This window comes from Mesobacillus jeotgali (assembly GCF_900166585.1).
GTDB lineage: Bacteria > Bacillota > Bacilli > Bacillales > Cytobacillaceae > Mesobacillus > Mesobacillus jeotgali_A.
On record NZ_FVZC01000007.1, the window covers coordinates 188776 to 209284 of the forward strand.

25 protein-coding genes are annotated in these 20509 nt (G+C 41.2%); 16 read left to right on the forward strand and 9 right to left on the reverse strand.

Annotated features, from left to right (window positions below; genetic code table 11):
• Positions 1-65: 65 nt before the first annotated feature.
• Complete coding sequence (locus B5X77_RS02320) at positions 66-575, reverse strand: ferritin (protein WP_079504716.1); 510 nt, start codon at positions 573-575, stop codon at positions 66-68.
• 111 nt (positions 576-686) lie between these two features.
• Positions 687-1625, reverse strand: coding sequence for a 3-oxoacyl-ACP synthase III family protein (locus tag B5X77_RS02325; protein ID WP_079504718.1), 939 nt, complete (start codon positions 1623-1625; stop codon positions 687-689).
• 305 nt (positions 1626-1930) lie between these two features.
• On the opposite strand from B5X77_RS02325, the gene B5X77_RS02330 reads away from it, so the two are divergent.
• From B5X77_RS02330 to B5X77_RS02355, 5 genes are all read left to right on the forward strand, one after another.
• A complete protein-coding gene (locus tag B5X77_RS02330) occupies positions 1931-2692 on the forward strand; it encodes an SDR family oxidoreductase (protein ID WP_079504720.1) in 762 nt (253 codons plus the stop codon).
• 420 nt (positions 2693-3112) lie between these two features.
• Positions 3113-3622: a hypothetical protein gene (locus B5X77_RS02335; RefSeq protein WP_079504722.1), complete on the forward strand. Its 510-nt coding sequence runs from the start codon at positions 3113-3115 to the stop codon at positions 3620-3622.
• 500 nt (positions 3623-4122) lie between these two features.
• The gene (locus B5X77_RS02345; protein WP_139378281.1) at positions 4123-4626 is read left to right on the forward strand and encodes a hypothetical protein; all 504 of its coding nucleotides are present in this window, start codon (positions 4123-4125) and stop codon (positions 4624-4626) included.
• 156 nt (positions 4627-4782) lie between these two features.
• Positions 4783-5796, forward strand: a complete 1014-nt coding sequence (locus B5X77_RS02350; RefSeq protein WP_079504728.1) for a DUF3231 family protein — start codon at positions 4783-4785, stop codon at positions 5794-5796.
• Between the two features lie 372 nt (positions 5797-6168).
• Entirely contained in the window at positions 6169-6453 is a 285-nt protein-coding gene (locus B5X77_RS02355) for a transporter suffix domain-containing protein (protein WP_257391694.1), read from the forward strand.
• Between the two features lie 100 nt (positions 6454-6553).
• On the opposite strand, the gene B5X77_RS02360 is transcribed toward B5X77_RS02355, so the two are convergent.
• Positions 6554-7276, reverse strand: coding sequence for a TspO/MBR family protein (locus B5X77_RS02360; protein ID WP_079504730.1), 723 nt, complete (start codon positions 7274-7276; stop codon positions 6554-6556).
• 358 nt (positions 7277-7634) lie between these two features.
• On the opposite strand from B5X77_RS02360, the gene B5X77_RS02365 reads away from it, so the two are divergent.
• On the forward strand, positions 7635-8333 hold the full coding sequence (locus B5X77_RS02365; protein ID WP_079504732.1) for a SurA N-terminal domain-containing protein: 699 nt from the start codon (positions 7635-7637) through the stop codon (positions 8331-8333).
• A 165-nt stretch (positions 8334-8498) separates the two neighbouring features.
• A complete protein-coding gene (locus B5X77_RS02370) occupies positions 8499-8924 on the forward strand; it encodes a DUF3995 domain-containing protein (protein ID WP_176167209.1) in 426 nt (141 codons plus the stop codon).
• Positions 8925-9059: 135 nt separating this feature from the next.
• Here B5X77_RS02370 and B5X77_RS02375 read toward each other — a convergent pair whose 3' ends face one another.
• Positions 9060-9986 carry an IS3 family transposase gene (locus tag B5X77_RS02375; protein ID WP_257391731.1) on the reverse strand — a complete coding sequence of 309 codons (927 nt, stop codon included), beginning with the start codon at positions 9984-9986 and terminating at the stop codon, positions 9060-9062.
• Complete coding sequence (locus B5X77_RS02380) at positions 9887-10459, reverse strand: helix-turn-helix domain-containing protein (protein ID WP_139378283.1); 573 nt, start codon at positions 10457-10459, stop codon at positions 9887-9889. Before B5X77_RS02380 ends, B5X77_RS02375 begins: the two co-directional genes overlap by 100 nt.
• A 283-nt stretch (positions 10460-10742) precedes the next feature.
• Here B5X77_RS02380 and B5X77_RS02385 point away from each other — a divergent pair, with 283 nt between their 5' ends.
• From B5X77_RS02385 to B5X77_RS02420, 8 genes are all read left to right on the forward strand, one after another.
• Positions 10743-10985 (forward strand): DUF896 domain-containing protein, encoded by a 243-nt coding sequence (locus B5X77_RS02385; protein ID WP_079504740.1) that lies wholly within the window; start codon positions 10743-10745, stop codon positions 10983-10985.
• A 125-nt stretch (positions 10986-11110) separates the two neighbouring features.
• Positions 11111-11638: a YceI family protein gene (locus tag B5X77_RS02390; protein ID WP_079504742.1), complete on the forward strand. Its 528-nt coding sequence runs from the start codon at positions 11111-11113 to the stop codon at positions 11636-11638.
• A 71-nt stretch (positions 11639-11709) separates the two neighbouring features.
• Complete coding sequence (locus B5X77_RS02395; RefSeq protein ID WP_079504744.1) at positions 11710-12144, forward strand: MarR family winged helix-turn-helix transcriptional regulator; 435 nt, start codon at positions 11710-11712, stop codon at positions 12142-12144.
• 56 nt (positions 12145-12200) lie between these two features.
• Entirely contained in the window at positions 12201-12599 is a 399-nt protein-coding gene (locus B5X77_RS02400) for a DoxX family protein (protein ID WP_079504746.1), read from the forward strand.
• Between the two features lie 42 nt (positions 12600-12641).
• Positions 12642-13580 (forward strand): ring-cleaving dioxygenase, encoded by a 939-nt coding sequence (locus B5X77_RS02405; RefSeq protein ID WP_079504748.1) that lies wholly within the window; start codon positions 12642-12644, stop codon positions 13578-13580.
• A 24-nt stretch (positions 13581-13604) separates the two neighbouring features.
• Entirely contained in the window at positions 13605-14213 is a 609-nt protein-coding gene (locus B5X77_RS02410) for a flavin reductase family protein (RefSeq protein ID WP_079504750.1), read from the forward strand.
• Positions 14214-14240: 27 nt separating this feature from the next.
• Complete coding sequence (locus B5X77_RS02415; protein WP_079504752.1) at positions 14241-15176, forward strand: ring-cleaving dioxygenase; 936 nt, start codon at positions 14241-14243, stop codon at positions 15174-15176.
• Positions 15177-15241: 65 nt separating this feature from the next.
• Entirely contained in the window at positions 15242-15847 is a 606-nt protein-coding gene (locus B5X77_RS02420) for an alpha/beta hydrolase (protein ID WP_079504754.1), read from the forward strand.
• Positions 15848-16065: 218 nt separating this feature from the next.
• Here the strand turns inward: B5X77_RS02420 and B5X77_RS02425 are convergent, their stop codons facing one another.
• The 3 genes from B5X77_RS02425 to B5X77_RS02435 form a co-directional block, all read right to left on the reverse strand.
• Complete coding sequence (locus B5X77_RS02425; protein WP_079504756.1) at positions 16066-16818, reverse strand: GTP pyrophosphokinase; 753 nt, start codon at positions 16816-16818, stop codon at positions 16066-16068.
• A gap of 90 nt (positions 16819-16908) precedes the next feature.
• On the reverse strand, positions 16909-17319 hold the full coding sequence (gene spx, locus B5X77_RS02430) for a transcriptional regulator Spx (RefSeq protein WP_079504758.1): 411 nt from the start codon (positions 17317-17319) through the stop codon (positions 16909-16911).
• A 26-nt stretch (positions 17320-17345) separates the two neighbouring features.
• Positions 17346-17966 carry a TetR/AcrR family transcriptional regulator gene (locus B5X77_RS02435; protein ID WP_079504760.1) on the reverse strand — a complete coding sequence of 207 codons (621 nt, stop codon included), beginning with the start codon at positions 17964-17966 and terminating at the stop codon, positions 17346-17348.
• Positions 17967-18149: 183 nt separating this feature from the next.
• On the opposite strand from B5X77_RS02435, the gene B5X77_RS02440 reads away from it, so the two are divergent.
• The gene (locus tag B5X77_RS02440) at positions 18150-19091 is read left to right on the forward strand and encodes an AraC family transcriptional regulator (RefSeq protein ID WP_079504762.1); all 942 of its coding nucleotides are present in this window, start codon (positions 18150-18152) and stop codon (positions 19089-19091) included.
• Positions 19092-19093: 2 nt separating this feature from the next.
• Here the strand turns inward: B5X77_RS02440 and B5X77_RS02445 are convergent, their stop codons facing one another.
• On the reverse strand, positions 19094-20317 hold the full coding sequence (locus B5X77_RS02445) for an MFS transporter (RefSeq protein ID WP_257391732.1): 1224 nt from the start codon (positions 20315-20317) through the stop codon (positions 19094-19096).
• Positions 20318-20509 lie beyond the last annotated feature (192 nt).

The following is a 20509-nucleotide window of genomic DNA, read 5'->3' on the forward strand; positions in this document are numbered from 1 at the left end:
AGGCAAAGGGGAAGGCCCTTTGCCTTTTTACGAGGAAGCGCATCAGCCAACTGAATTTGATAGGATCAGCCTGCAGCTGGAGCTGCTGCTGCATTTGTCCGTGCTCCCAACTCTTGATCGATCAGTAAAATTGCAGATGGGTTATTTCCCGCAAGTCTAAGACGATCAATAATGGTTTTCGCTTGTGCTTCTTCGTCGATCTGTTCCCTTAAAAGGTCCTGGATGATCAAACCGGCCTGAGGGTCGACCTGATTAGCAAAATTATAAGCCTGGCGGTAAGTATTCGTAACAAACTGTTCGTGGCTTAATACTTTTTGAAACGTCTCAAGCGGAGTGCCAAAGCTACCTGGCTGTTCCGGAATGCTTTTTATTTGAACAGTGCCATCGCGATTCGTGACAAAGTCAACCAAGGTCATCATATGGGTTCTCTCTTCATCCGACTGCAATCTTAACCAATGTGCCATACCTGTATAATTCTGCTGGGCCATATAAGCAGACATAGCAAGATATAATGTTGAAGAGACATGCTCCAGCTGAATTAAATCATTAAACAAGCTTTGAAGTTCTTCATTCATTTTTTTTTCACTCCCAAATCACAATATTTCTACATTTCAGTTTATAAAAAATATAAAAATGTGAAACTTGTTTATACAAATTTTATGGGCGTGAGTGGTTATACAATTCTTTTATCTTCCCCAGCGAAGGGCGATGGCTCCCCAGCCAAGTCCTGCACCATATCCGACTAAAACGACTAAATCTCCGTCCTTTATTTTTCCTTCCTTCACTTCCTCGTGAAGGCCTATTGCTACTGTTGGCGCTGAGGAATTTCCGTAATATTGAATTGTTTTCGTATGTACTTTTTCCATCGGGAATCCAAGTGTCTCGATTCCTTTTTCAATTATACGCAGATTGGATTGATGGGGGACGATGAAATCGACATCTGACATCTCCAAACCCGATACCTCGAGCACTTTATGCACCGCTTTAGGAAACTTATCGACAGCGAATTCAAAAACAGCCCTTCCATCCATTTTGATATTTTTGTTTTCATCGAGATGAAGGTACTTGCCACCGCTTCCATCCATCTGCATATTGATCCCAAGAATTCCTTTGTCTTTTCCTGCCCGTCCCAAAACAACAGCCGCAGCTCCATCAGAGAACAGCAGCGCGGTCTTCTTGTCCATTGGATTCAAGAGGGAGGAACATTTATCAACCGCAATGACCAATACGTTTTGGTATAGGCCTGTTTGGACAAACTGTGCCCCAGTCGCTAAGGCTGTGATAAAACTGGAGCATCCTGAATGAAGGTCCAGACCCGCGCATTGTACAGCGCCGATCCTGTCTTGTACGAGCGCTGCGGTGATGTGGGTATCATGAGTGTTTGTCCCGATGATGACCATATCGATTTCTTCTGAACTGATTCGGGCATTTTCAATTGCCCGCTTACCCGCAATTACACACATATCCGCGAGTGAAGTATCAGGAGATTCATAGCGTCTCTCGATAATACCAGTCTTTCTATAAATCTCTTCTTCTGTAATGCCGAACTGTTCTGCAATTACTTTGTTCGTGATGACTGTTTCCGGGATGTTCACTCCAATACCTAGTACGCCTGCATTGTACATATCCATATCCCCCAACAAGTTAATATTTTCCATACCATTTTATCACAAAAATAGACAATTTTTGTAATTATCTTAATGGAGTATGGACTGAACTAATAGAAAACCTGGTAGTCCACATACTGAATGCTTGAGTATGTGAAAGGTTAAATGCCGAACTTTTTTAGGGTCATTTGATTAGAAAGCCTAGCACACTTACTCTTCCTAATTAACTAAATATTCACAAAACAGTACGGTGTAAGCCCCCAAACAAGTTTAAAATAAAGTAGTAGGAAATTTTGTGGATTAACAAAGTGGAGGGAATCAAGATGAAATTAGAAGGAAAAGTAGCGATTGTAACTGGTGCAGCATCGGGGATGGGAAAGGCTATTGCAGAACTATATGCTCGAGAAGGGGCGAAGGTTGTTGTTGCTGACTACAATCTGGCAGGTGCTGAGGATGTGGCGGCAGGGATTACGGAAAAAGGAGGCACTGCAAATGCGTTAAAAGTAAATGTTGCCGAACTGGCGGATGTGGAAAATATGATTGACACTGCATTGAGAGAGTATGGGACGCTGGATATTTTGGTGAATAACGCTGGGATCATGGATGGATTTGAACCAGTTGGTGATATTTCCGACGAAAGATGGGATCAGATTTTTGAGGTAAATACTAAGGGAGTCATGCGCGCAATGCGAAAAGCGATCCCTATTTTCCTTGAAAAAGAAAAAGGCATCATCATCAATGTAGCATCCACCGGCGGTTTCAGCGGCGCCCATGCCGGCGCAGCATACGGCGCATCCAAGCATGCCGTTATCGGATTGACAAAGAATACCGGCTTCATGTATGCGCAAAAAGGAATCAGATGCAATGCCATCGCACCTGGAGCGGTCGAAACCAATATTGGGTCAAGCATGAAAAACATCAATGAATTCGGAATGTCACGTGCAGGCTTGACTCACTCCTTAACACCACGTGCCGGACAGCCGGAAGAGATTGCGCAAGCAGCTCTGTTCCTTGCATCAGATGAATCCAGTTTTGTGAATGGAAGGGTTATAACAGTGGATGGCGGCTGGACAGCAGCATTTTAAATAGGTTATTCAAGATGACTCCTCGGTAATAGAGGGGTCATCTTTTTCAAAAGAATTCCCTATGCTTGTTGGTGCAAGGAAAGTTGAAGTGGGTTGGTGCAGGAAGATTTAAAGATTTTCAAAGCGCATTATGAGGAATTGCTTATAAATCTGCTTCTCCTCATCTAAAAGAACTTGGAAAGAACTTGTCTTGAATTCCTGCAATAAGGAGCCGGAGACCAGTTCTTTTTTTATTTGTGAATTTACGCAGTTCATAGAGGTGCTTAGCGGGACGAAGCACCTCCGTGTTTTACGCTGGGCTCTTTTAAAGAAATAAGATATCAGTCTATGAGGAACTATTATTCTTTTAGTGTTTTAGACCAAGCGGTTTGTAGTTGTCCGGCATATTATAATGAGAAAACTCCAAAGGGAGGGATACTATTGGACAATTTCCAAATCAACTCTTTACGAAACTACTTTTTACAGGAAAATATGCATGATATAGCTCGTCTCGTTGATACCGGGACAGATCTCAATACGGTTGGAGAGCTTCTGTTACAAAGGCTGCTGCAGGAAGACCAGATCTATCAGGACTTATTAAGACGGATGGGAGAAATGGATCAGGCAGCAAGAGCAGCTTATGAACAAATACTCCAAATCAAAGAAGAACAAATAATGTTTCATCCGGCGTACCAATTTCTCAATCGATTAATTACTTACGAAAATCAAGAAGTGATGGAAGACTGCGGTTGTAATGGCCCGAGTGGCCAGGCAGATTCAAGCCAAACAGCAAAGTTACGAGATGACGGTCATTCAAGTGAAGCAGGGCAGACGGCCAGAGTCGAGATGAATCAAGATATCAAAGCCAGTAATACTGCTGGCAATGCCACATCTCTTAGTTTTAGCAAGGCGGGAGGAACGGTCAGAACAAAAAATCAAAAGCGGAGATGATGAGGCTGTATTAGGCAGGGTTCATTCGCTCCGAATTTAATAAATGGAAAGGTGGATTAGCTTTGGGAAAAAACGAGAATCCAAACAGAGATTGCAATGACCTCCAGGGCAATTACAACTGTAACTGCACCGATCCCGTCACTCGTTCAGTGGGCATTGCGATAAACCAGCCTTGTGATGGGACAACTAGGATGTTATTTGAAGATATTACAGATACGGAAGGGTTTTATATTGTTGAGGTTTATAGATACGATCTTTGCCGTCAGCCTGTACGATGACAGTCATTCTAGAATTGGCTAATGGCACAACTGTTGAGCGGAATGTAACAAGACAGGTCGATTTATATGTGGATAATTTGAGAAGAGTCTCTATTCGGTGCCAGGGAAACCCTACTGGTAACTGCTCGGGATCTTTATATGTATATAAGACCTTCCGATTCTGCTGTACGGATGAATAAATCAAGGATTCAAGGAATAAAACAAATGAAAGGATATGAAAAAATGAGAGAAAAACATAATAATTGCAGCGATCTTAAGGGCACTTTTAATGTTAACTGCACGGATCCGCAATCTAGGTCTGTTGGTATATCCATTTTCCAGCCATGCAACGGTACGACACAAACATATTTTGACGATTTAACTTCAACCAGCGGGATTTTTCAGGTGAATATTAACAGCTATACTCCTGCTCCATGTTCGATGACGGCGATTATTCAGTTCAGGAATGGAAGTACTATTGAACGAGTAATACCGCCTGGCGGTTCTACTGGTGTGATTGCAGAAGATGTGCAAAGAGTATCGATCAGATGCCAGGGAAATCCTGAGGGGAACTGTACAGGATATATTAACGTAAACAAACTGTTCCGTTTCTGTTGTGATACAGATCAGACAGACGATGACCAATGCGATCACCATGACCACGATGATTGTGATGAGGAAGATCTTGATAATCTTAGGGATCTATTAAGAGCTCTTGAATATCTAAAAAAGCATAATAGGAAATAGACTATTGGAGAAGACCTGGAAGATTCCAGGTCTTCTGCCTGTTCACTTTTTAGGGGCATAAGTGAACCGCCCCATGCCCCGAAACCTGTATGCATTTTTAGGGAACATTTAGCAGAAACTATTTATAAAATCTTGAAGATTTCTGGAGGAGATCACTTGGACGCTTCACATCAAAAGGTTCATTTATCCTGTGCGGAGATATCGAACCTATGGGATACCTATATAAATGATAGTGTGGTCAAATGTATCTTGACTCATTTTCTTAAAACCGTTGAAGATTCTGAAGTCAAACCACTCCTTGAATTTACCATAGAGGTTGCGGACTCTCATCTAAGTGATATTAGCAGGATCTATGAGCAGGAGGGAATCGCCAGGCCAGAGGGATTTCCGGTCGAAAAGCATGTGAATCTATCTGCCCCGCGGCTGTTTTCTGATATTTTTTTCATGGAGTACATGCAGCATATGAGCAAGTTTGGTTTGTCGAGCCATTCTAATGCTATTGCCACTTCGGCCAGAGATGATATCCGGTCCCTTTTTGAAAAGTTTCACGGCCAGGCATTGGAACTTAACCGAGAAATTACTACGCTCATGAAGAAAAAGGGAGTATACATACGGCCTCCATATATGAATTATCCGAAAAAGGCAGAATTTGTGGATAAGCAAAACTTCCTGACAGGCTGGTTGGGTAAAAAACGCCCGCTTCTGGGGAATGAGGTCAATCATCTATATATGACTTCTCTTCATAATGAACTTGGGAAGTCCACCCTAATAGGTTTTGCCCAGGTCGCACAGGAACGTGAATTGAAATCTTATTTCCATTCAGGCATACAGCTCTCCGATAAAATCTTGCGGGAGACCCATCATGTTCTGATGGAGAGTGATGTCCCCAATTCGATGACATGGGATGCAATCGTCACTGAATCTACAAATCCGCCATATTCTGACCAGCTGATGCTCTTCGTGGTAGGCATCCTTTTCCAATTGGGGGTAGCTGCTTATGGATTAGCATTGTCTATGTGTATGAGAAGGGATGTAGGGGCACTTTACAGCAGTTTTATCCTGAGGGCTTTAACCTATTCAGAAGATGGAGCGCAAATGATTATTGAAAGAGGCTGGCTTGAACAGCCGCCAATGTTCGCGGATAGGGATAAGCTTATAAAAGGGGAATAGTAGAGTTGTATTAGAAGTGTATTGGTTAGTTCAGTATTCCTGTAATAGGGAGACTGTAATTTAAAGAGACAGAGTACCCTCTGTCTCTTTTAGTGAATTGATTTGTTTCGTTTAAGTACTGAACTGCAAAGATCTCGTTGAGTTTCTAAATGAGGTTGCTTGTATTTCCTGGAGATAACATGCAATGAAGGGATAGTCTATCACCCGGGGCCCACAAACGAAGAGCCTTTTCGCTGTATTGAGACAGCTATTGAAACAGCGAGTTACTACTTTTGGCCGAAAAGACAAAGTCATAAGCCGAATTGGATGATGAATAGAAAAAATTACTCCATAATGGAATGATAGAAGAATTACGCCAGACTGGAGGTACGGATGCAGACAGAATCGAGAACAGCCAAGCCTTTAATATATAGAATAGGAATGATCTTGATCATTGTATCTTTCATCATTTGGGTCCTTCCCCTGGGGATTCCCTTTTTGCCTCTTACTGGTAAGGTAAAAGCAATTAGCATTACAAGCAGCCTGGTCATGGCAGAGGTTTTATTCTGGATTGGTGCTTTAATGGTCGGCAAAGAAGCAGCTGGAAAAATTAGAAAGGCCATTAACCCGAAAAACTGGAAAAGAAGAAATACAGAAAGACAAGATGATAGTGAGTGAGAGGCTGACAGGCGAAGTAACATTAAAAATATAAAGTAATGTTGACGGTTCCAGCTTTTAAGAGCAGAACCGTCCTTTTGTCACAATATAAGGAGAAAGATCAGTGCTTCCTATACATCCCAACAATAATCGTTATCAGGATTATGGCGGACAGGATATAAGAAGTGGTGCTGACTGTCGGGTGAGTGGCAGCGTTTTTTACACCGATTCCAACAAAGGCCCAGACGAATACCAGCGGATAGATGCGATCCTCATTTTTTTGGTGAAAATAAATAGCCAGGAGTGCAGCAATTACTAGCATGATCAGCGTCCAGGCAACATCCGATATACCAAATCCATTCCAGCCGACGTACTTCAAGTAATAGCTGATATTGGCAATTGTGGCGACACTGATCCACCCGAGGTAAACAGAGAAGGGAAGGATATCCCCAAAAGAGTGTTCTATATTTTTGATAAGATGATAAAGCCTGATCAGAGTCAACAGCAAACCAATCATCACAAGCACTGTCAGAAGGAAAAACTCGTAATGCCATAAAAGTATCCAGGCAATATTAAGGACAGAACTCAGCACATAAAGCGGAGTGGACTTTCCGTACAGCGGCAAATCACGTCTTGAAGAGGGGAACTGCCTGAATGTCCAAATGAACAATAAAAAATAGATCACACCCCAGATGCCAAAAACATAACCAGCCGGAGTAAACAGCACATCCAGTCTATTCGATATCTCGCCTGTCGTCTGCCCGTTGATCGGCAATGTATTTGCAAGTGCATTGACCAGCACCACGAGCACCGTCGCAATCAGAACCAATAATAACCGCCCCATCCTCATCCCCGCTTTCGCTAAAGCATTTTTTTGATACTATTCCGCACCATACAAGTGTATAACTATATTTAGCCTCGGAGGATGCCAATAAACATTCTGATGTGTTTACCCACTTATTCATGCCAAACTATGTTTTTTAGTTTTTTTTGCGGGTGTAAATATCAGTGGAACCATCCTTTATTCAATTGGTAAGGTTAACGATTGGCTGTGTTATAATAGAATCGCTTGAATGAGCAGCTTTTGGGAGAATTTTATCGTTTGCTATATTACAATCTGATAACATTTCCCTTAAAATCTCCAATTCATTCGAGAACTATGGTAGTATGACGGACATGTTGGGTGAAAGGGGAGTTTGTTTATGATGAAGCGAATTTTTACAGGCATTCTTTTATTAAGCATAGCAGTCCTTGTGCTTGGCGCATGCAGCAAAGATAGCTCGAAAGGGAATGCTGAGAAACAAAATAAAGAAGATTTAGTTGCTACAGTTGACGGGAAAGGCATTTCTAAGAAGGAATACAAGAAAGAGCTCGACGCCATGAAAGCAACTTATGAACAGCAGGGCATGCCGGCTGACCAGATGGATAAAAAGATGAAGGATCAACTCGAAAAGTCCGTTCTGGACCAAATGATCAATGCGGAGCTTCTTCTCCAGACAGCTGAGAAAGACGGCGTTTCCGTAAAACAAAAAGAAGTTGATGCAGAGATGGAAAAGATCAAAGCTAACTTCGAAGATGAAAAACAATTTAAAGAAGCATTGAAAAAGAATAAAATGACCGAGAAGGATCTTAAGAGTCAGCTGAAAAAGCAAATGACGGTCAACACTTATCTGGAAAGCAAGATTGGCAAGGTAGAAGCAACCGACCAGGAAATCCAGGCCATGTATGACCAGTACAAGCAGCAGGCTGAAAGCCAAAAGCAAGAGGTCGAAGCACTTGATAAGATTAAACCACAGCTCGAGCAGCAAGTTGTCTCAGAAAAAGAAAATGAGAAAGTAACTGAGCTGGTGCAAAAAATCCGTAAAGATAATGAAGATAAAGTAAAGATCCATAAGGCGTAGAATCTCGTCACTTATATTTAATAACGAGGACAAGAGGATAGACAGAAGTCTATCCTCTTTACTTTTGATTTCAGATACCTTGTGAAAAGAGTGCTAAGATGCTGGAAAATTAAGTATAATAATGAGGGTATGACGAAGGACGATAAAAACAGAAGGGGTGGGAGATTGATAAATAGCTTAATAGGAATAACGTCTCTAATATTTATATTTATTGGTATGTTACACTTTTTTTGGGCATTTGGCGGAAGTTGGGGAGTAAGTATGGCCCTGCCGACTAAAGATGACCGCGAATCACCAGTTTTACAGCCAAGAATGTTAGGCACACTTTTTATCGGCTTACTATGCTTTTTTGCATCTATCCTTCTATTGGTTCAAATAGATTTTTTCACAGCCATCAAACCCTCCACACTGTCAAAATGGCTTTGTATATCTGGAGGAATTGTATTCTTGCTGCGTGCTATCGGGGAAGGAAAATATGTGGGTTTTTTCAAGAAAATCAAACATACTACATTTGCCAAAAGAGATACCGCCTTCTATTCACCTCTTTGTATATGGATAAGTTTCATTTTTTTACTTGCATCATTTATATAGGATTTTCAATAACTACATAAATCATGATCGAACTGCTGAGTGGATAAAATTGAGTTACAACGTATTACAAATGGCCAAATTTAACAATAAAAGCAATGGAAAAATGATGTGACCCCTAAAAGTTAGAGTTTTATATTAAGCAGCTAATTGGCTGGTATGAATACGGTATTGAACCGGGCTCATGCCGGCCAATTTTTGCTTTATGCGTTTGTTATTATAATAATTGACATATTCTTCAATTCTCTTTTTTAAATCCTCAAATGGGCATAGCGCTTCCCCATAATACATTTCCTGTTTCATTAATCCAAAAAAGTTCTCCATGGGGGAATTATCCAAACAGTTCCCTTTTCGCGACATACTTTGGAATACCTTATGTTCCTTGAGCGTTTTAACCCATTTATTATGTTGATAATGCCAACCTTGATCGGAATGTACAGTAGTTCTGAACTTTGAATCTTTGACAATTTCTAGTGCTTCCTCGAGAGGTCTGAGCGCTAATTCTAAGGTAGGGCGCATACTCATCCCATACGAAAGAATTTCACCATTGAACATGTCCATAATTGGATTAAGGTATAGTTTCACACCGTCTGAACACTTAAATTCTGTAATATCTGTTGTCAATTTTTGATGGCACACGTTTGTGTGAAAACGACGATTAATACGGTTTTTGGCAATAGTTCCAACAACTCCATTGTAAGAACTGTACTTTCTAGATTTCCTACTGAACTTTTCGCATTGGAGTCCAAGTTTATTCATGATGCGATAGACCTTCTTGTGGTTCACCTTTACCCCAGTATTCTTCAATTCTAATTTGATGCGTCGATAACCATAATTTCCGTTATTTTCTTCGAAAATGGATTGGATAGTTTCCTCCAGCTGCTGGTTTGGATTTGCCCTCTTCATCATTTTTATATGATAATGGTACGAGGATTCAGGCATGCCAACTACCAGTAACACATCTTTTAGTTTGAAGGTTTCTTTGAGTTCGAATGATAACGCTGCTTGTGCTTTTCGAGATAGCCTTCCGGATCCATCTGAAAAGCTCGCAACTTTTTTAAGTATTCTACCTCTAACCGAAGAAGTTCGTTTTCCCGTTCTAATTTTTCTTCATATGTCATTTCTTTCTCTTCGATATGTTTACTTTTTTTATTCTTAGCTTTTTCAGACATGGATGACCGTCCTTTCAGTCTATCTAGGGCTTCAGTACCACCCTCAAGAAAAGCTTTCTTCCATGAGGCTATCAAAGGAGGATTCTTTAACCCAAATTTGAGGGCCGTTTCCGTTTCTGAAGAACCTGTTCTCTTCATAAAGCTTAATACTTCTAGCTTGAATTGAACAGAATAAACTGTTTTATTTCTCTTTCTTCTTAATCCTTCCTCTCCGAATTTCTCATAGGATTTGACCCATCTCAGAATTGGTGTACTGTCCTTCATGCCATACTTTTTAGCTAAAAATTTATAACCTGATTTCCCACTTAGATACTCTTTAACTAACTTTAATTTAAATCCTTCGCTATATTTGACCACAAAAAACACCCCAAAAGTTAAATTTCACTCTAACTTTTGGGGTGCAGTACAAAAAAATACTTATTATGATGGTTGTGAATTAACTTCATAACCGTATACGTTAGTAAAGTGGAATGAGTAGTGAACGTTCCTGCAGGCATTCTTTTCATAAAAAGAAATTAAATAATTGAAGAAGTATTTCCTGATGGTGAGTACTAAGAATTTTAATGGGTGTTGACAAAAATCAAAAAATCATTTATCTTTAATTCAAGATATTTAATTTCAAGATATTTTTCAAAAAGGAGGGATTGGTATGCTGGATATTTTAAAAAGGATAAATGAACTTGCGCATAAAAAAAAGAATGAAGGTTTAACAGAGATTGAAATGGAGGAAATGAACAGGTTACGGAAAATGTATCTGGAAATCTTCCGCGGATCGATGCAAGAGTTGCTGCTGAATACAACGGTTGTAGACCCTGAAGGAGCAGATGTAACTCCGAAAAAATTACGAACCGAACAAGCCAGGAATAGGAAGAAAGCAATCTGGTCGACTTGAAATTATGTATTGACACAGTGACAGCATTCATGATAAATTTTATCTCGAATTAAAAATAAATTAATTAAAGATATTTTTTTAAAATTATATCTCGAATTAAAGATAATACTAGGAGGAATTTTAAAATGGCAAAATGGACAGTGGACCAATCTCACTCAGCAATTGGATTTGAAGTAAAACACATGATGGTGTCAAAGGTGAAAGGTCAATTTGAATCTTACACTGCAGATGTTGAAGCAGCAGATCTGACAGATTTAACAACAGCATCAATCGCATTCAAGATTGATGTGGCAAGCATCGACACACGCAATGAAGATCGCGATAATCACTTGAAATCAGCAGACTTCTTCGATGTCGAGAATAACCCGACAATCGATTTCAAATCTACGAACATCACAAAAGATGGTGATGATTATAAAGTAACTGGTGACCTTACAATCAAGGATGTATCGAAGCCAGTAACGTTTGATGTTGAATTCGGCGGCAAAGGCACAAACCCATGGGGTGTAGAAGTTTACGGTTTCGAAGCGGAAGCGAAAATCAACCGTGAAGAATTTGGCCTTACCTGGAATGCTGCACTTGAAACAGGCGGTGTCCTTGTAGGGAAAGACATCAAAATCAAAGTGGAATTAGAAGTGAACCCAACCGCATAAATCGGTTCAAACCTTAGTGGTCATGCTGGATTCGTTGGATCCAGCATGACCATTGACAAGGAGTAATGGAAATGGAACTGCCAAAAAATGAGTTAAAAGCTGTTACAGTAATCATTCGTGCCGCACAGGCAATACAGGAAGTGATCCGGAAAGATGCGGCAAAGTATGGATTGAATCCTACGGAATTCTCTGTGTTGGAGATTTTGTACCATAGAGGCGAACAGCCTATTCAGGTGATTGGAAAAAAGGTTCTTATTTCAAGCGGCAGCATTACTTATGTTATCGATAAACTAGAGCAAAAAAACTATGTGAAACGCAGGGGCTGCCCAGAGGATCGCCGCGTCACCTATGCGGTGATGACAAACGAGGGAAAAGAATTGATGGATGAAATTTTCCCGCAGCATGAAGTGGAAATGAGCAATGTTTTTGCCGAATTGGATGCCGACGAGATCAATCAGACCATATCTCTCTTAAAAAGAATCGGTCACCGGGCAAAAAAATGTTAAATTTTTTTTAAAATTATATATCTTGAATTCAAGATAATTACAGGAGGAATTTTAAAATGATGGATTTAGGTTTATTAATCATACGATTGGTAATTGGAATTTTATTTATCGGACATGGTGCGCAAAAGTTGTTTGGCTGGTTCGGCGGTTATGGAATAAAGGGAACAGGAGGCTGGTTCGATTCGATTGGCATGAAACCGGGTGTAACGATGGCACTTTTGGCGGGATTAGCAGAATTTCTCGGGGGAATATTATTAGCTGTAGGACTTTTAACGCCGCTGGCAGCCCTTATGATCGCAGGAACGATGCTGATGGCAATTGTCAAAGTGCATGCACCAAACGGTTTGTGGTCCACTTCAAATGGATATGAATATAACTTAACGTTGATCGCTGTAGCGGTTGGGCTGGCGCTGATTGGTCCTGGTAAATATGCAATAGACGCTATTTTATTCTAATTTATCTTGGAGTCAAGATTTTTACTAGAGAGGTGAGGAAGAATGAGCAAAAAGACAATGGGAATTCACCATATCACGGCAATTGTTGGCCATCCGCAGGAAAACGTTGATTTCTACGCTGGTGTATTGGGACTGCGCATGGTGAAGCAAACGGTCAATTTTGATGATCCCCAAACCTATCACCTTTATTTCGGAAACGAAGGCGGAAAGCCGGGTACCATCATCACTTTCTTTCCATGGGCAGGAGCAAGCCAGGGAGTCGTCGGTGACGGCCAGGTAGGAGTGACTTCCTATGTGGTTCCTGCGGGGGCGATGGATTTTTGGAAAAACCGGTTGGAAAAGTTCAATATAGCCTACACAACGATGGACCGTTTTGGAGAACATTATTTAGAATTTGATGATCCTCATGGGCTTCATCTGGAAATCGTGGAAAGAGAAGAAGGAGCAGCCAATGATTGGAGCTTTGGTGAGGTAACACCTGAAGTTGCGATTAAAGGATTTGGCGGTGCAACATTATTATCCGCCAGGCCAGAAAAAACCGCTGAACTTCTGGAAAAAGTAATGGGCCTTAATCTTGTAGGCAAAGAAGGAGATTTCATCCGCTTCCGCTCAACAGCAGAAATCGGAAATGTCATTGATTTGAAGTTGACACCGATTGGACGCGGTGTGATGGGTGTTGGAACGGTTCATCATATTGCCTGGAGAGCGGTTGATGACAAGGATCAGCTGGATTGGCAGAAATACGTGGCAGACAATGGCTATGGTGTCACCCCGGTTAAGGATCGGAATTATTTTAATGCGATTTATTTTAGAGAACATGGTGAAATCCTGTTTGAGATCGCAACAGATCCTCCGGGATTTGCGCATGATGAAACACAGAAAACAATGGGTAAAAAATTGATGCTGCCGGAACGATATGAGCAGTATCGCGGACAGATTGAAAGAGGGTTAATTCCGATTGAAGTCAGAGTGCTGGATTGAATCTAAAAAGAAAGGATGATGGCTATGCTTTCGTTTGACCCTGCCAGGCTTTCCGAAAGGGATAATTACAAATTCCTGATAGGAAGCATCATCCCCAGGCCGATTGCCTTCGTTACGACAAGGTCGAAGGATGGGGTATTGAATGGAGCGCCATTCAGCTACTTCAATATCGTCTCATCCAATCCGCCTATGATTTCTTTATCCATCCAGCGGTCAGGCGGGAATCAGAAGGATACAGCGAGGAACATCCTGGAATCCAGAGAGTTTGTTGTCCATATTGTTGATGAGCATAATGTTGATAAAATAAACCAGACTGCCGCGAGCCTTGCTCCTGACGAAAGTGAAGTGCAGCTGGCCAATTTAACTCCGGCTGACAGCGTGAAGGTTGCGGTGCCTGGTGTTAAGGAAGCCAAAGTCAGGATGGAATGCGTACTTGAGCATACACTGGAATTAGGAGGAGAAGAAACTCCCGGCTGTGATTTCATCATTGGAAAGGTTGTTCAGTACCATATAGAAAAAGGCATTTATGAGAATGGAAGAATCGACGCCGAAGGATTGGCTGCTGTAAGCCGGCTTGCTGGTAACCATTACGCGAAAATCGGAGAGGTGTTTGAAATACAAAGGCCGAAGTAGTCCCCATAGAAGAAAGGGTGAGGAGGAATGCAGAAAACATCAGGAATCCACCATATTACCGCGATGGTAAATGATGCTCAAAGGAATATCGATTTTTATGCCGGGGTACTTGGCATGAGGCTGGTTAAAAAAACGATCAACTTTGACCGTCCGGAAGTGTACCATCTCTATTTTGGCAATGAATCAGGGGATCCGGGCACCGCTATCACCTTTTTTCCATGGGCGAACCAGTTGAAAGGCCGAATAGGAACCGGCCAGGTCGGTGTGACCAGTTACGTCATCCCGATTGGTTCCATCCCCTTTTGGAAGGACCGATTTAAACGATTTGGAGTCAGGTTCATTCAGAATGTCAGGTATGGTGAAAGCTATCTGCAGTTCCAGGATCCTGACGGGCTTGAAATCGAGCTGGTCGAACGCAACGAGGGGCCAGTCAATGCCTGGAGCTTCGGAGGAGTAACTCCTGATGTTGCGATCAAAGGATTTGGCGGAGCCATTTTGATTTCGTCACAGCCTTATAAAACAGCAGAAGTCCTGGAGGATATACTCGGACTAGAAAACATTGGCCAGGAAGAAAGCTTCTTAAGGTTCAAATCTGAAGCAGAGATTGGCAATACGATCGATATCAAGCTGACTCCATCCGTCCGTGGGTTGATGGGAGCCGGCACCGTCCACCATATTGCCTGGAGAGCGAAGGATGAAGAGGATCATAAAAGGTGGAGAGAGCTTCTAGTTGAAAAAGGCTATTATCCAACAGAAATTCTGGACCGTAACTACTTCAAAGCCTTGTATTTTCATGAAGGTGGAGGGATTCTTTTTGAAATAGCGACCGATTCACCCGGCTTTACAGTCGATGAGCCAATGGATACACTAGGTGAAAGATTGATGCTGCCATCATGGCTGGAGTCAAAAAGAGAAGAATTGGAAAGCATGCTGCCAAAGGTGGAAGCTCGTGTTCTGGGATAAGAAAGAAAAAATGCAATTCGAGAATGTGCTGGTGCTTGCGCTTTTCTTATGGAGGGAGATAAAAAATGAAACATGTATTCAACAAGGGAACAGTCCCGACAAAACCAACATTATTATTGCTCCACGGTACAGGAGGCAATGAACTGGATCTGCTGCCTCTTGCCGGTATGATTGATGATGAAGCATCTGTCTTAAGTGTCCGTGGTAATGTACTTGAAAACGGAATGCCAAGATTCTTCCGCAGACTGGCAGAAGGTGTTTTTGACGAACAGGACCTCTTTTTCCGAACAAAGGAATTGAATGAATTCCTGGATGAAGCGGCAGAAAAGTACGGCTTCGATCGCAATAATGTGATTGCCGTCGGCTATTCAAATGGAGCGAATATCGCAGCAAGCCTGCTTTTTCACTATCAAAAAGCCTTGAAAGGTGCAATTCTTCATCACCCAATGGTACCGAGACGAGGAATCGACCTGCCGGACCTGAAAGGAACGCCTGTATTCATTGCGGCCGGAACGAACGATCCAATCTGCCCGCCGCAGGAATCCGAAGAACTGCAATCGCTGCTGGAACAAGCGGGTGCGAATGCAGAGATTCACTGGGAGAATAGAGGGCATCAATTGACCCGGGAGGAAGTTGAAGCAGCCGCTAAGTGGTATGGTGAGAAATTTTAATAATAGGAATATGGAGCGGTTTTTCTTTTCATGAATTGTAAAATAGTGCAATCATGAAAAGCAAAAGTCGCTTTTTTTGTGAGCTATTTTAAGCAAGCTCTGGAGTAGTTAAAGTGTATGCGTGGGACATGGGAGGGCGGTTCTCATGTCCCAGGAAGTTTATAATATCATGACGAAAAGCTCTGGAATTGATTACACCTTCGCGGGATTAAATCGGACTACTTCTTTAATTCATTAGGAACATTCACTAAAAATGCATTAAGGACTGACTGAATATTTGTCTTTTGACTATTGAGAGCTTCATTCAAAATTTGAAGGTCATCATCCTGATCTTTCGCTTTTAAATTAACCACTTCGTTATTGATGCTCTCCATTTTCAAATCCAGTTCAGCAGCTGAAAGGGCTGCATCCTTAAGATCCTTTTTAATTCTTTCAGGGATGTCCTTATCATATTTATAATATATTTTGTGCTCAAGACTGGCCCAGAAATCCATGGCTATAGTTCGTATCTGCAATTCCACAAATACCATTTCCACTCTGTCAGACATGAAAACAGGGATTTTAATAATCAGATGAAGGCTCTGATAACCGTTGGGTTTTGGATTCTTGATATGTTCAACCAACTCGATATCCTTCTGCTTTTCGATCATCTCACCTATTTTATAAACGTCTGTGATGAAAGGACAAATAATCCGGATTCCGGCGATATCTTTTATATTCTCCCGGATCGATTCCATCGAAAAGTTGAGGTTCTTCCTGTGCACTTTTTTCATGATACTCTCTGGTGACTTTAGCCTTGAATTACAATGTTCGATTGGATTGTAATCATGGATATGGATAAATTCTTCTTTTAAGATATTTATTTTCGTATTCATTTCATCCAGTGCAAATTTATAGACTAAAGAAAACCTTTTTAGCTCGTTCCTCATTTGTTTGGGATTTATTCTATACTGTTGAGTCAATTCATTCATTGTTGGCTACTCCTTGCGGTGAAATTCACTTCCCTGCTATTACAATAACAGGGAGGACTGTAATAAGCAGGTCATCCATTCTGAAAAAAGTTAACCTTCTAAAGGCTGCAAGTGTTCCATTTTCCATTTCAGCCACTGAAACTTACGAACCTTTCTCGGAAGAAACTGCCTGATTTCCTCCTCGTTATAACCAACTTGAAGCTTTTTGTTTTCAACGATCAAAGGGCTTTTAAGCAACCTTGGATGTTGATGGATAATTTTCAGTAATTCGAGTAAAGAAAGGCTATCAAAATCTATATCCATAGTTTTATAAGGAAGGGACCGCTTAGAGAGAATGTCATCGGTACCATCAGTTGTCAATTGTAAGAGTTCCTGAAGTTCATGAACCGTTAAAGGCTCCTCCATCATATCCCTCTCTACAAAAGGAATCTGGTTGTTAATCATCCATTTTCTTGCTTTCTTTGTTGATCTGCATCCTAATCCATATAGCATTACAGTCATTTTACTTACACCTCCGTACGATGTCATTATAGGTTTTGCTTGTATATCCCTTGTTTTAGTAAGCGCATGCTAAGTTTGAAGGATTCCATTGCCTCTTCATCAGATAAGCCTTTTACTGTTTTTTCGATAAGATTGTTAAAGGCCAGTGCAGAGACTATTTTAAAAATTTGTAACAGCTCTTTTTCTGTACTGATATTCAGCTGATCTCTATTAATGAGTTCCCCGATCTTCTTGAATTCCTCGTGTTCTAGATAGGTATCCCAAATACTTGTGAAGGAGCTCTCTACTCTATGGGTTGTGTAGAGCAGGGCATTTTTTAAAAATTGCTTTTCTTCCTCATCTGATAATGCATATAAAAAGTAATTTTGAAGTTCAATCAGCGCTTCAATCAAATCTCCTTTATGTTTTTCCAATAATCCGCTGAAGTAAATTTTGGCCATTTTTATTTTACTTTCTAATAAATAGAAATATAAATCATCTTTGTCCTGGAAATATTGATAAAAACTCCCTCTCGATATACCAGCCGTTTTAATAATATTTGCTATTGAAGCTTCAAAAAATGGGACCCTGATGAACTCGACTTCTGCAGATTCAAGCAGTTTCTTCTGTTTATGTTCTGGTAAATTGAAAAATGTTTGCTTTGGCATGTGATCACCTCGGTTCTATGATGTGACAGCGTGTCATATTATATTTAAATAATATATGACACGCTGTCATATGTCAATTTAAAATGTGACACTGTGTCATATTTGGAGATGAGAAATGGTGACAATTGAAACTGTTAGGTCGTCTCATTATTCCAAGTATCCCAAAACTTATGTAAAATTGTAATGGAGAAGACAAAGACCAACCGTAAAGTGGTGAGGAAGATTCAACAGTTACTTTTACTTCAACGTGTGATTGATTATATAGAGGATCATATTAAAGAGGAACTTAGTGCAGAAGAGCTGGCAAGAATGGTTGGGTATTCTCCGTATCATTTTTCGCGGATTTTTTATAAACAAACGGGTTATACATTGATGGATTATGTGGTGAAAAGGAAGCTCCAGTTTGCATTGTATGAATTAGTGAATGGGAAAAAAATCATCGAAATTGCACTGGACTACGGGTTTGAAACACATTCTGGATTTACAAAAGCGTTCAAAAAGTGCTTTGGAAGTCCGCCTAGTCTTTATAAGGAGCATTGTCCGACTTCACTGCCTCAAAAACTGGATCTTATGAGCCTTCACGCAAAGAACACGGGCGGAATTGTCCTGCAGCCTCAGATTGTCCGGCGTAATGCTTTTCATGTCGCCGGAAAAATATTCAGTATAGACAATGCCCCTGCTAATAGAAATGTTCCTGCCTTCTGGGAGCAGGAGGGTTTGACTGATGGTTCGATTGAAACGTACTTATACAATGTGTTGGCGCCGAAGAAGCATGGAGAGTATTGTCTTAATTTGAGCCGCAGCCTGGAGGAAGACAGGTGCCGTTATATATTTGCTGTAGACTATGACGATGAAAAAGACTTACCGGACGGATTAACAGCTGTACAAATCCCCGAGGCTGTTTACGCTATCTTCCGGACGCCTTTGGTTGAGGTTGAACAATTCGCCGCCGCCATTAAAGGGACGTGGAGATACATACTGGAGGATTGGTTTCCGCACTCATCCTATGAAGTGGATGATGAGGGATTCGACTTTGAATTTTATGACGAGCATTGCCATTATTGGGATTATAAAAAAGTGTATATGGAAATTCATATCCCGGTTAAAGAAAAATCTCGAGAGTGACGTCATTCTCGAGATTTTTTGATTGCTAGTTTATATAAGCAGATGACAGGTGTTAAAAGAATGGCACTTGCCATCATGGCTATTTTAATAGAGTAGTTGGCGGCAATCAATCCAATAGCCGGTCCTCCGCTTATCTGGCCAATCGCATCAACCTGGCCTTTCACCGAAAAGAAAGTCGCGCGTGTCGAGGAATCAGGAATGATTTTATTCAGCCATGTATCCTCAAGAGGTGCCATAACTGACCTTGTACCCTGGATGATCAGATAAAAGCACAGCAAACTGATGATTCCAGCCGAAAGAGCAAAACCAGTCAGCGAAGTGATAATCAGAACACATCCAATCAGCAAGGATACATAAATGGTGTTTAACTGATGATGGAGAGAACTCCGGCTGATAAAATGAAGGCCGATAAATGAAAGGAGCATGACGATAAACTGAATGCTTCCGATCAGGACGACCAAATTCCCATCCGTCATGTATGCAAGACGAGTCTCTTCAAGAAAGTGTGAAATCCATAGCCGGTCAAAGCCTTCACTGTATAACCCAAAAAACAAGGCAATCATGAAGAGAATACGCATAAGGTAACTGGTCTTTGTATAATTGATCATCTCGTGCATATTACTTTTCAGCGTGTTCCATGTTGATGTATTTTCATGTTCCGCAGGCTTGAAATTCTCTTCTTTCATAAATAGGAGCAAAAAGACAGCCAATCCCACCATGCATAGCCCGCCAATGATGATAGGAAGATTGATCATGAAAAAGTAACCGATCAACATACTTAAAGGAATCGCAATCACTTCTCCGAGTGTGCCAGCCTTTGCACCGTTGACAAACGCCTCTGGAGCACGATCTTCTCCAATTTCATCTGCAATCCACGCTTGATGCGCACCGCTTGTAAACGTATAGCCAATTCCCCACAGAACCTGGGACAATAAAACCGCTGCAAAATAAGGAAACGAGCCCTCAATGAGGAACCCGGCCCCAATCAAAAAATACCCGATGATCACAGAAAGCCTGCGACTTTTTAAATCCGCGACAAACCCAGTCGGAATCTCAAACAGGAAAACGACCGCCTCCAAAACAGTACCGACCAGAACAAGCTGCAACGAACCAAGACCCACAATTTTCACATGATACAGCAAGTTAACCGTAAAAATGAATGTAAATAAGAACTGCGACCAAAAACGTGTATAAAGATAGACACGATACGAATCCATTTTCTTCATTAATGTCAATTTCATCTCCCCCTGATCAGATTATAGGGTGAGAGGGAGGTGATTTCTTTTCCAAATTTGCGGTTTTTGGGAGTATGGAAGGGTCTTTGCATATGGAAGGGAGGAAGCCCGGGTAAATGGGCAGTACCTCGAAACCACGACTGCACAAAAGCAGCACTTTGATTTCCACAGATACGCGAAAAC

Excerpts from the sequence above, each read along its gene's own strand:
- B5X77_RS02320 (WP_079504716.1), bottom strand. The coding sequence starts at position 575 with ATGAATGAAGAACTTCAAAGCTTGTTTAATGATTTAATTCAGCTGGAG.
- B5X77_RS02325 (WP_079504718.1), bottom strand. The coding sequence starts at position 1,625 with ATGTACAATGCAGGCGTACTAGGTATTGGAGTGAACATCCCGGAAACA.
- B5X77_RS02330 (WP_079504720.1), top strand. The coding sequence starts at position 1,931 with ATGAAATTAGAAGGAAAAGTAGCGATTGTAACTGGTGCAGCATCGGGG.
- B5X77_RS02345 (WP_139378281.1), top strand. The coding sequence starts at position 4,123 with ATGAGAGAAAAACATAATAATTGCAGCGATCTTAAGGGCACTTTTAAT.
- B5X77_RS02355 (WP_257391694.1), top strand. The coding sequence starts at position 6,169 with ATGCAGACAGAATCGAGAACAGCCAAGCCTTTAATATATAGAATAGGA.
- B5X77_RS02360 (WP_079504730.1), bottom strand. The coding sequence starts at position 7,276 with ATGGGGCGGTTATTATTGGTTCTGATTGCGACGGTGCTCGTGGTGCTG.
- B5X77_RS02365 (WP_079504732.1), top strand. The coding sequence starts at position 7,635 with ATGATGAAGCGAATTTTTACAGGCATTCTTTTATTAAGCATAGCAGTC.
- B5X77_RS02385 (WP_079504740.1), top strand. The coding sequence starts at position 10,743 with ATGCTGGATATTTTAAAAAGGATAAATGAACTTGCGCATAAAAAAAAG.
- B5X77_RS02390 (WP_079504742.1), top strand. The coding sequence starts at position 11,111 with ATGGCAAAATGGACAGTGGACCAATCTCACTCAGCAATTGGATTTGAA.
- B5X77_RS02395 (WP_079504744.1), top strand. The coding sequence starts at position 11,710 with ATGGAACTGCCAAAAAATGAGTTAAAAGCTGTTACAGTAATCATTCGT.
- B5X77_RS02400 (WP_079504746.1), top strand. The coding sequence starts at position 12,201 with ATGATGGATTTAGGTTTATTAATCATACGATTGGTAATTGGAATTTTA.
- B5X77_RS02405 (WP_079504748.1), top strand. The coding sequence starts at position 12,642 with ATGAGCAAAAAGACAATGGGAATTCACCATATCACGGCAATTGTTGGC.
- B5X77_RS02410 (WP_079504750.1), top strand. The coding sequence starts at position 13,605 with ATGCTTTCGTTTGACCCTGCCAGGCTTTCCGAAAGGGATAATTACAAA.
- B5X77_RS02415 (WP_079504752.1), top strand. The coding sequence starts at position 14,241 with ATGCAGAAAACATCAGGAATCCACCATATTACCGCGATGGTAAATGAT.
- B5X77_RS02420 (WP_079504754.1), top strand. The coding sequence starts at position 15,242 with ATGAAACATGTATTCAACAAGGGAACAGTCCCGACAAAACCAACATTA.
- B5X77_RS02425 (WP_079504756.1), bottom strand. The coding sequence starts at position 16,818 with ATGAATGAATTGACTCAACAGTATAGAATAAATCCCAAACAAATGAGG.
- spx (WP_079504758.1), bottom strand. The coding sequence starts at position 17,319 with ATGACTGTAATGCTATATGGATTAGGATGCAGATCAACAAAGAAAGCA.
- B5X77_RS02435 (WP_079504760.1), bottom strand. The coding sequence starts at position 17,966 with ATGCCAAAGCAAACATTTTTCAATTTACCAGAACATAAACAGAAGAAA.
- B5X77_RS02440 (WP_079504762.1), top strand. The coding sequence starts at position 18,150 with ATGGAGAAGACAAAGACCAACCGTAAAGTGGTGAGGAAGATTCAACAG.
- B5X77_RS02445 (WP_257391732.1), bottom strand. The coding sequence starts at position 20,317 with ATGAAGAAAATGGATTCGTATCGTGTCTATCTTTATACACGTTTTTGG.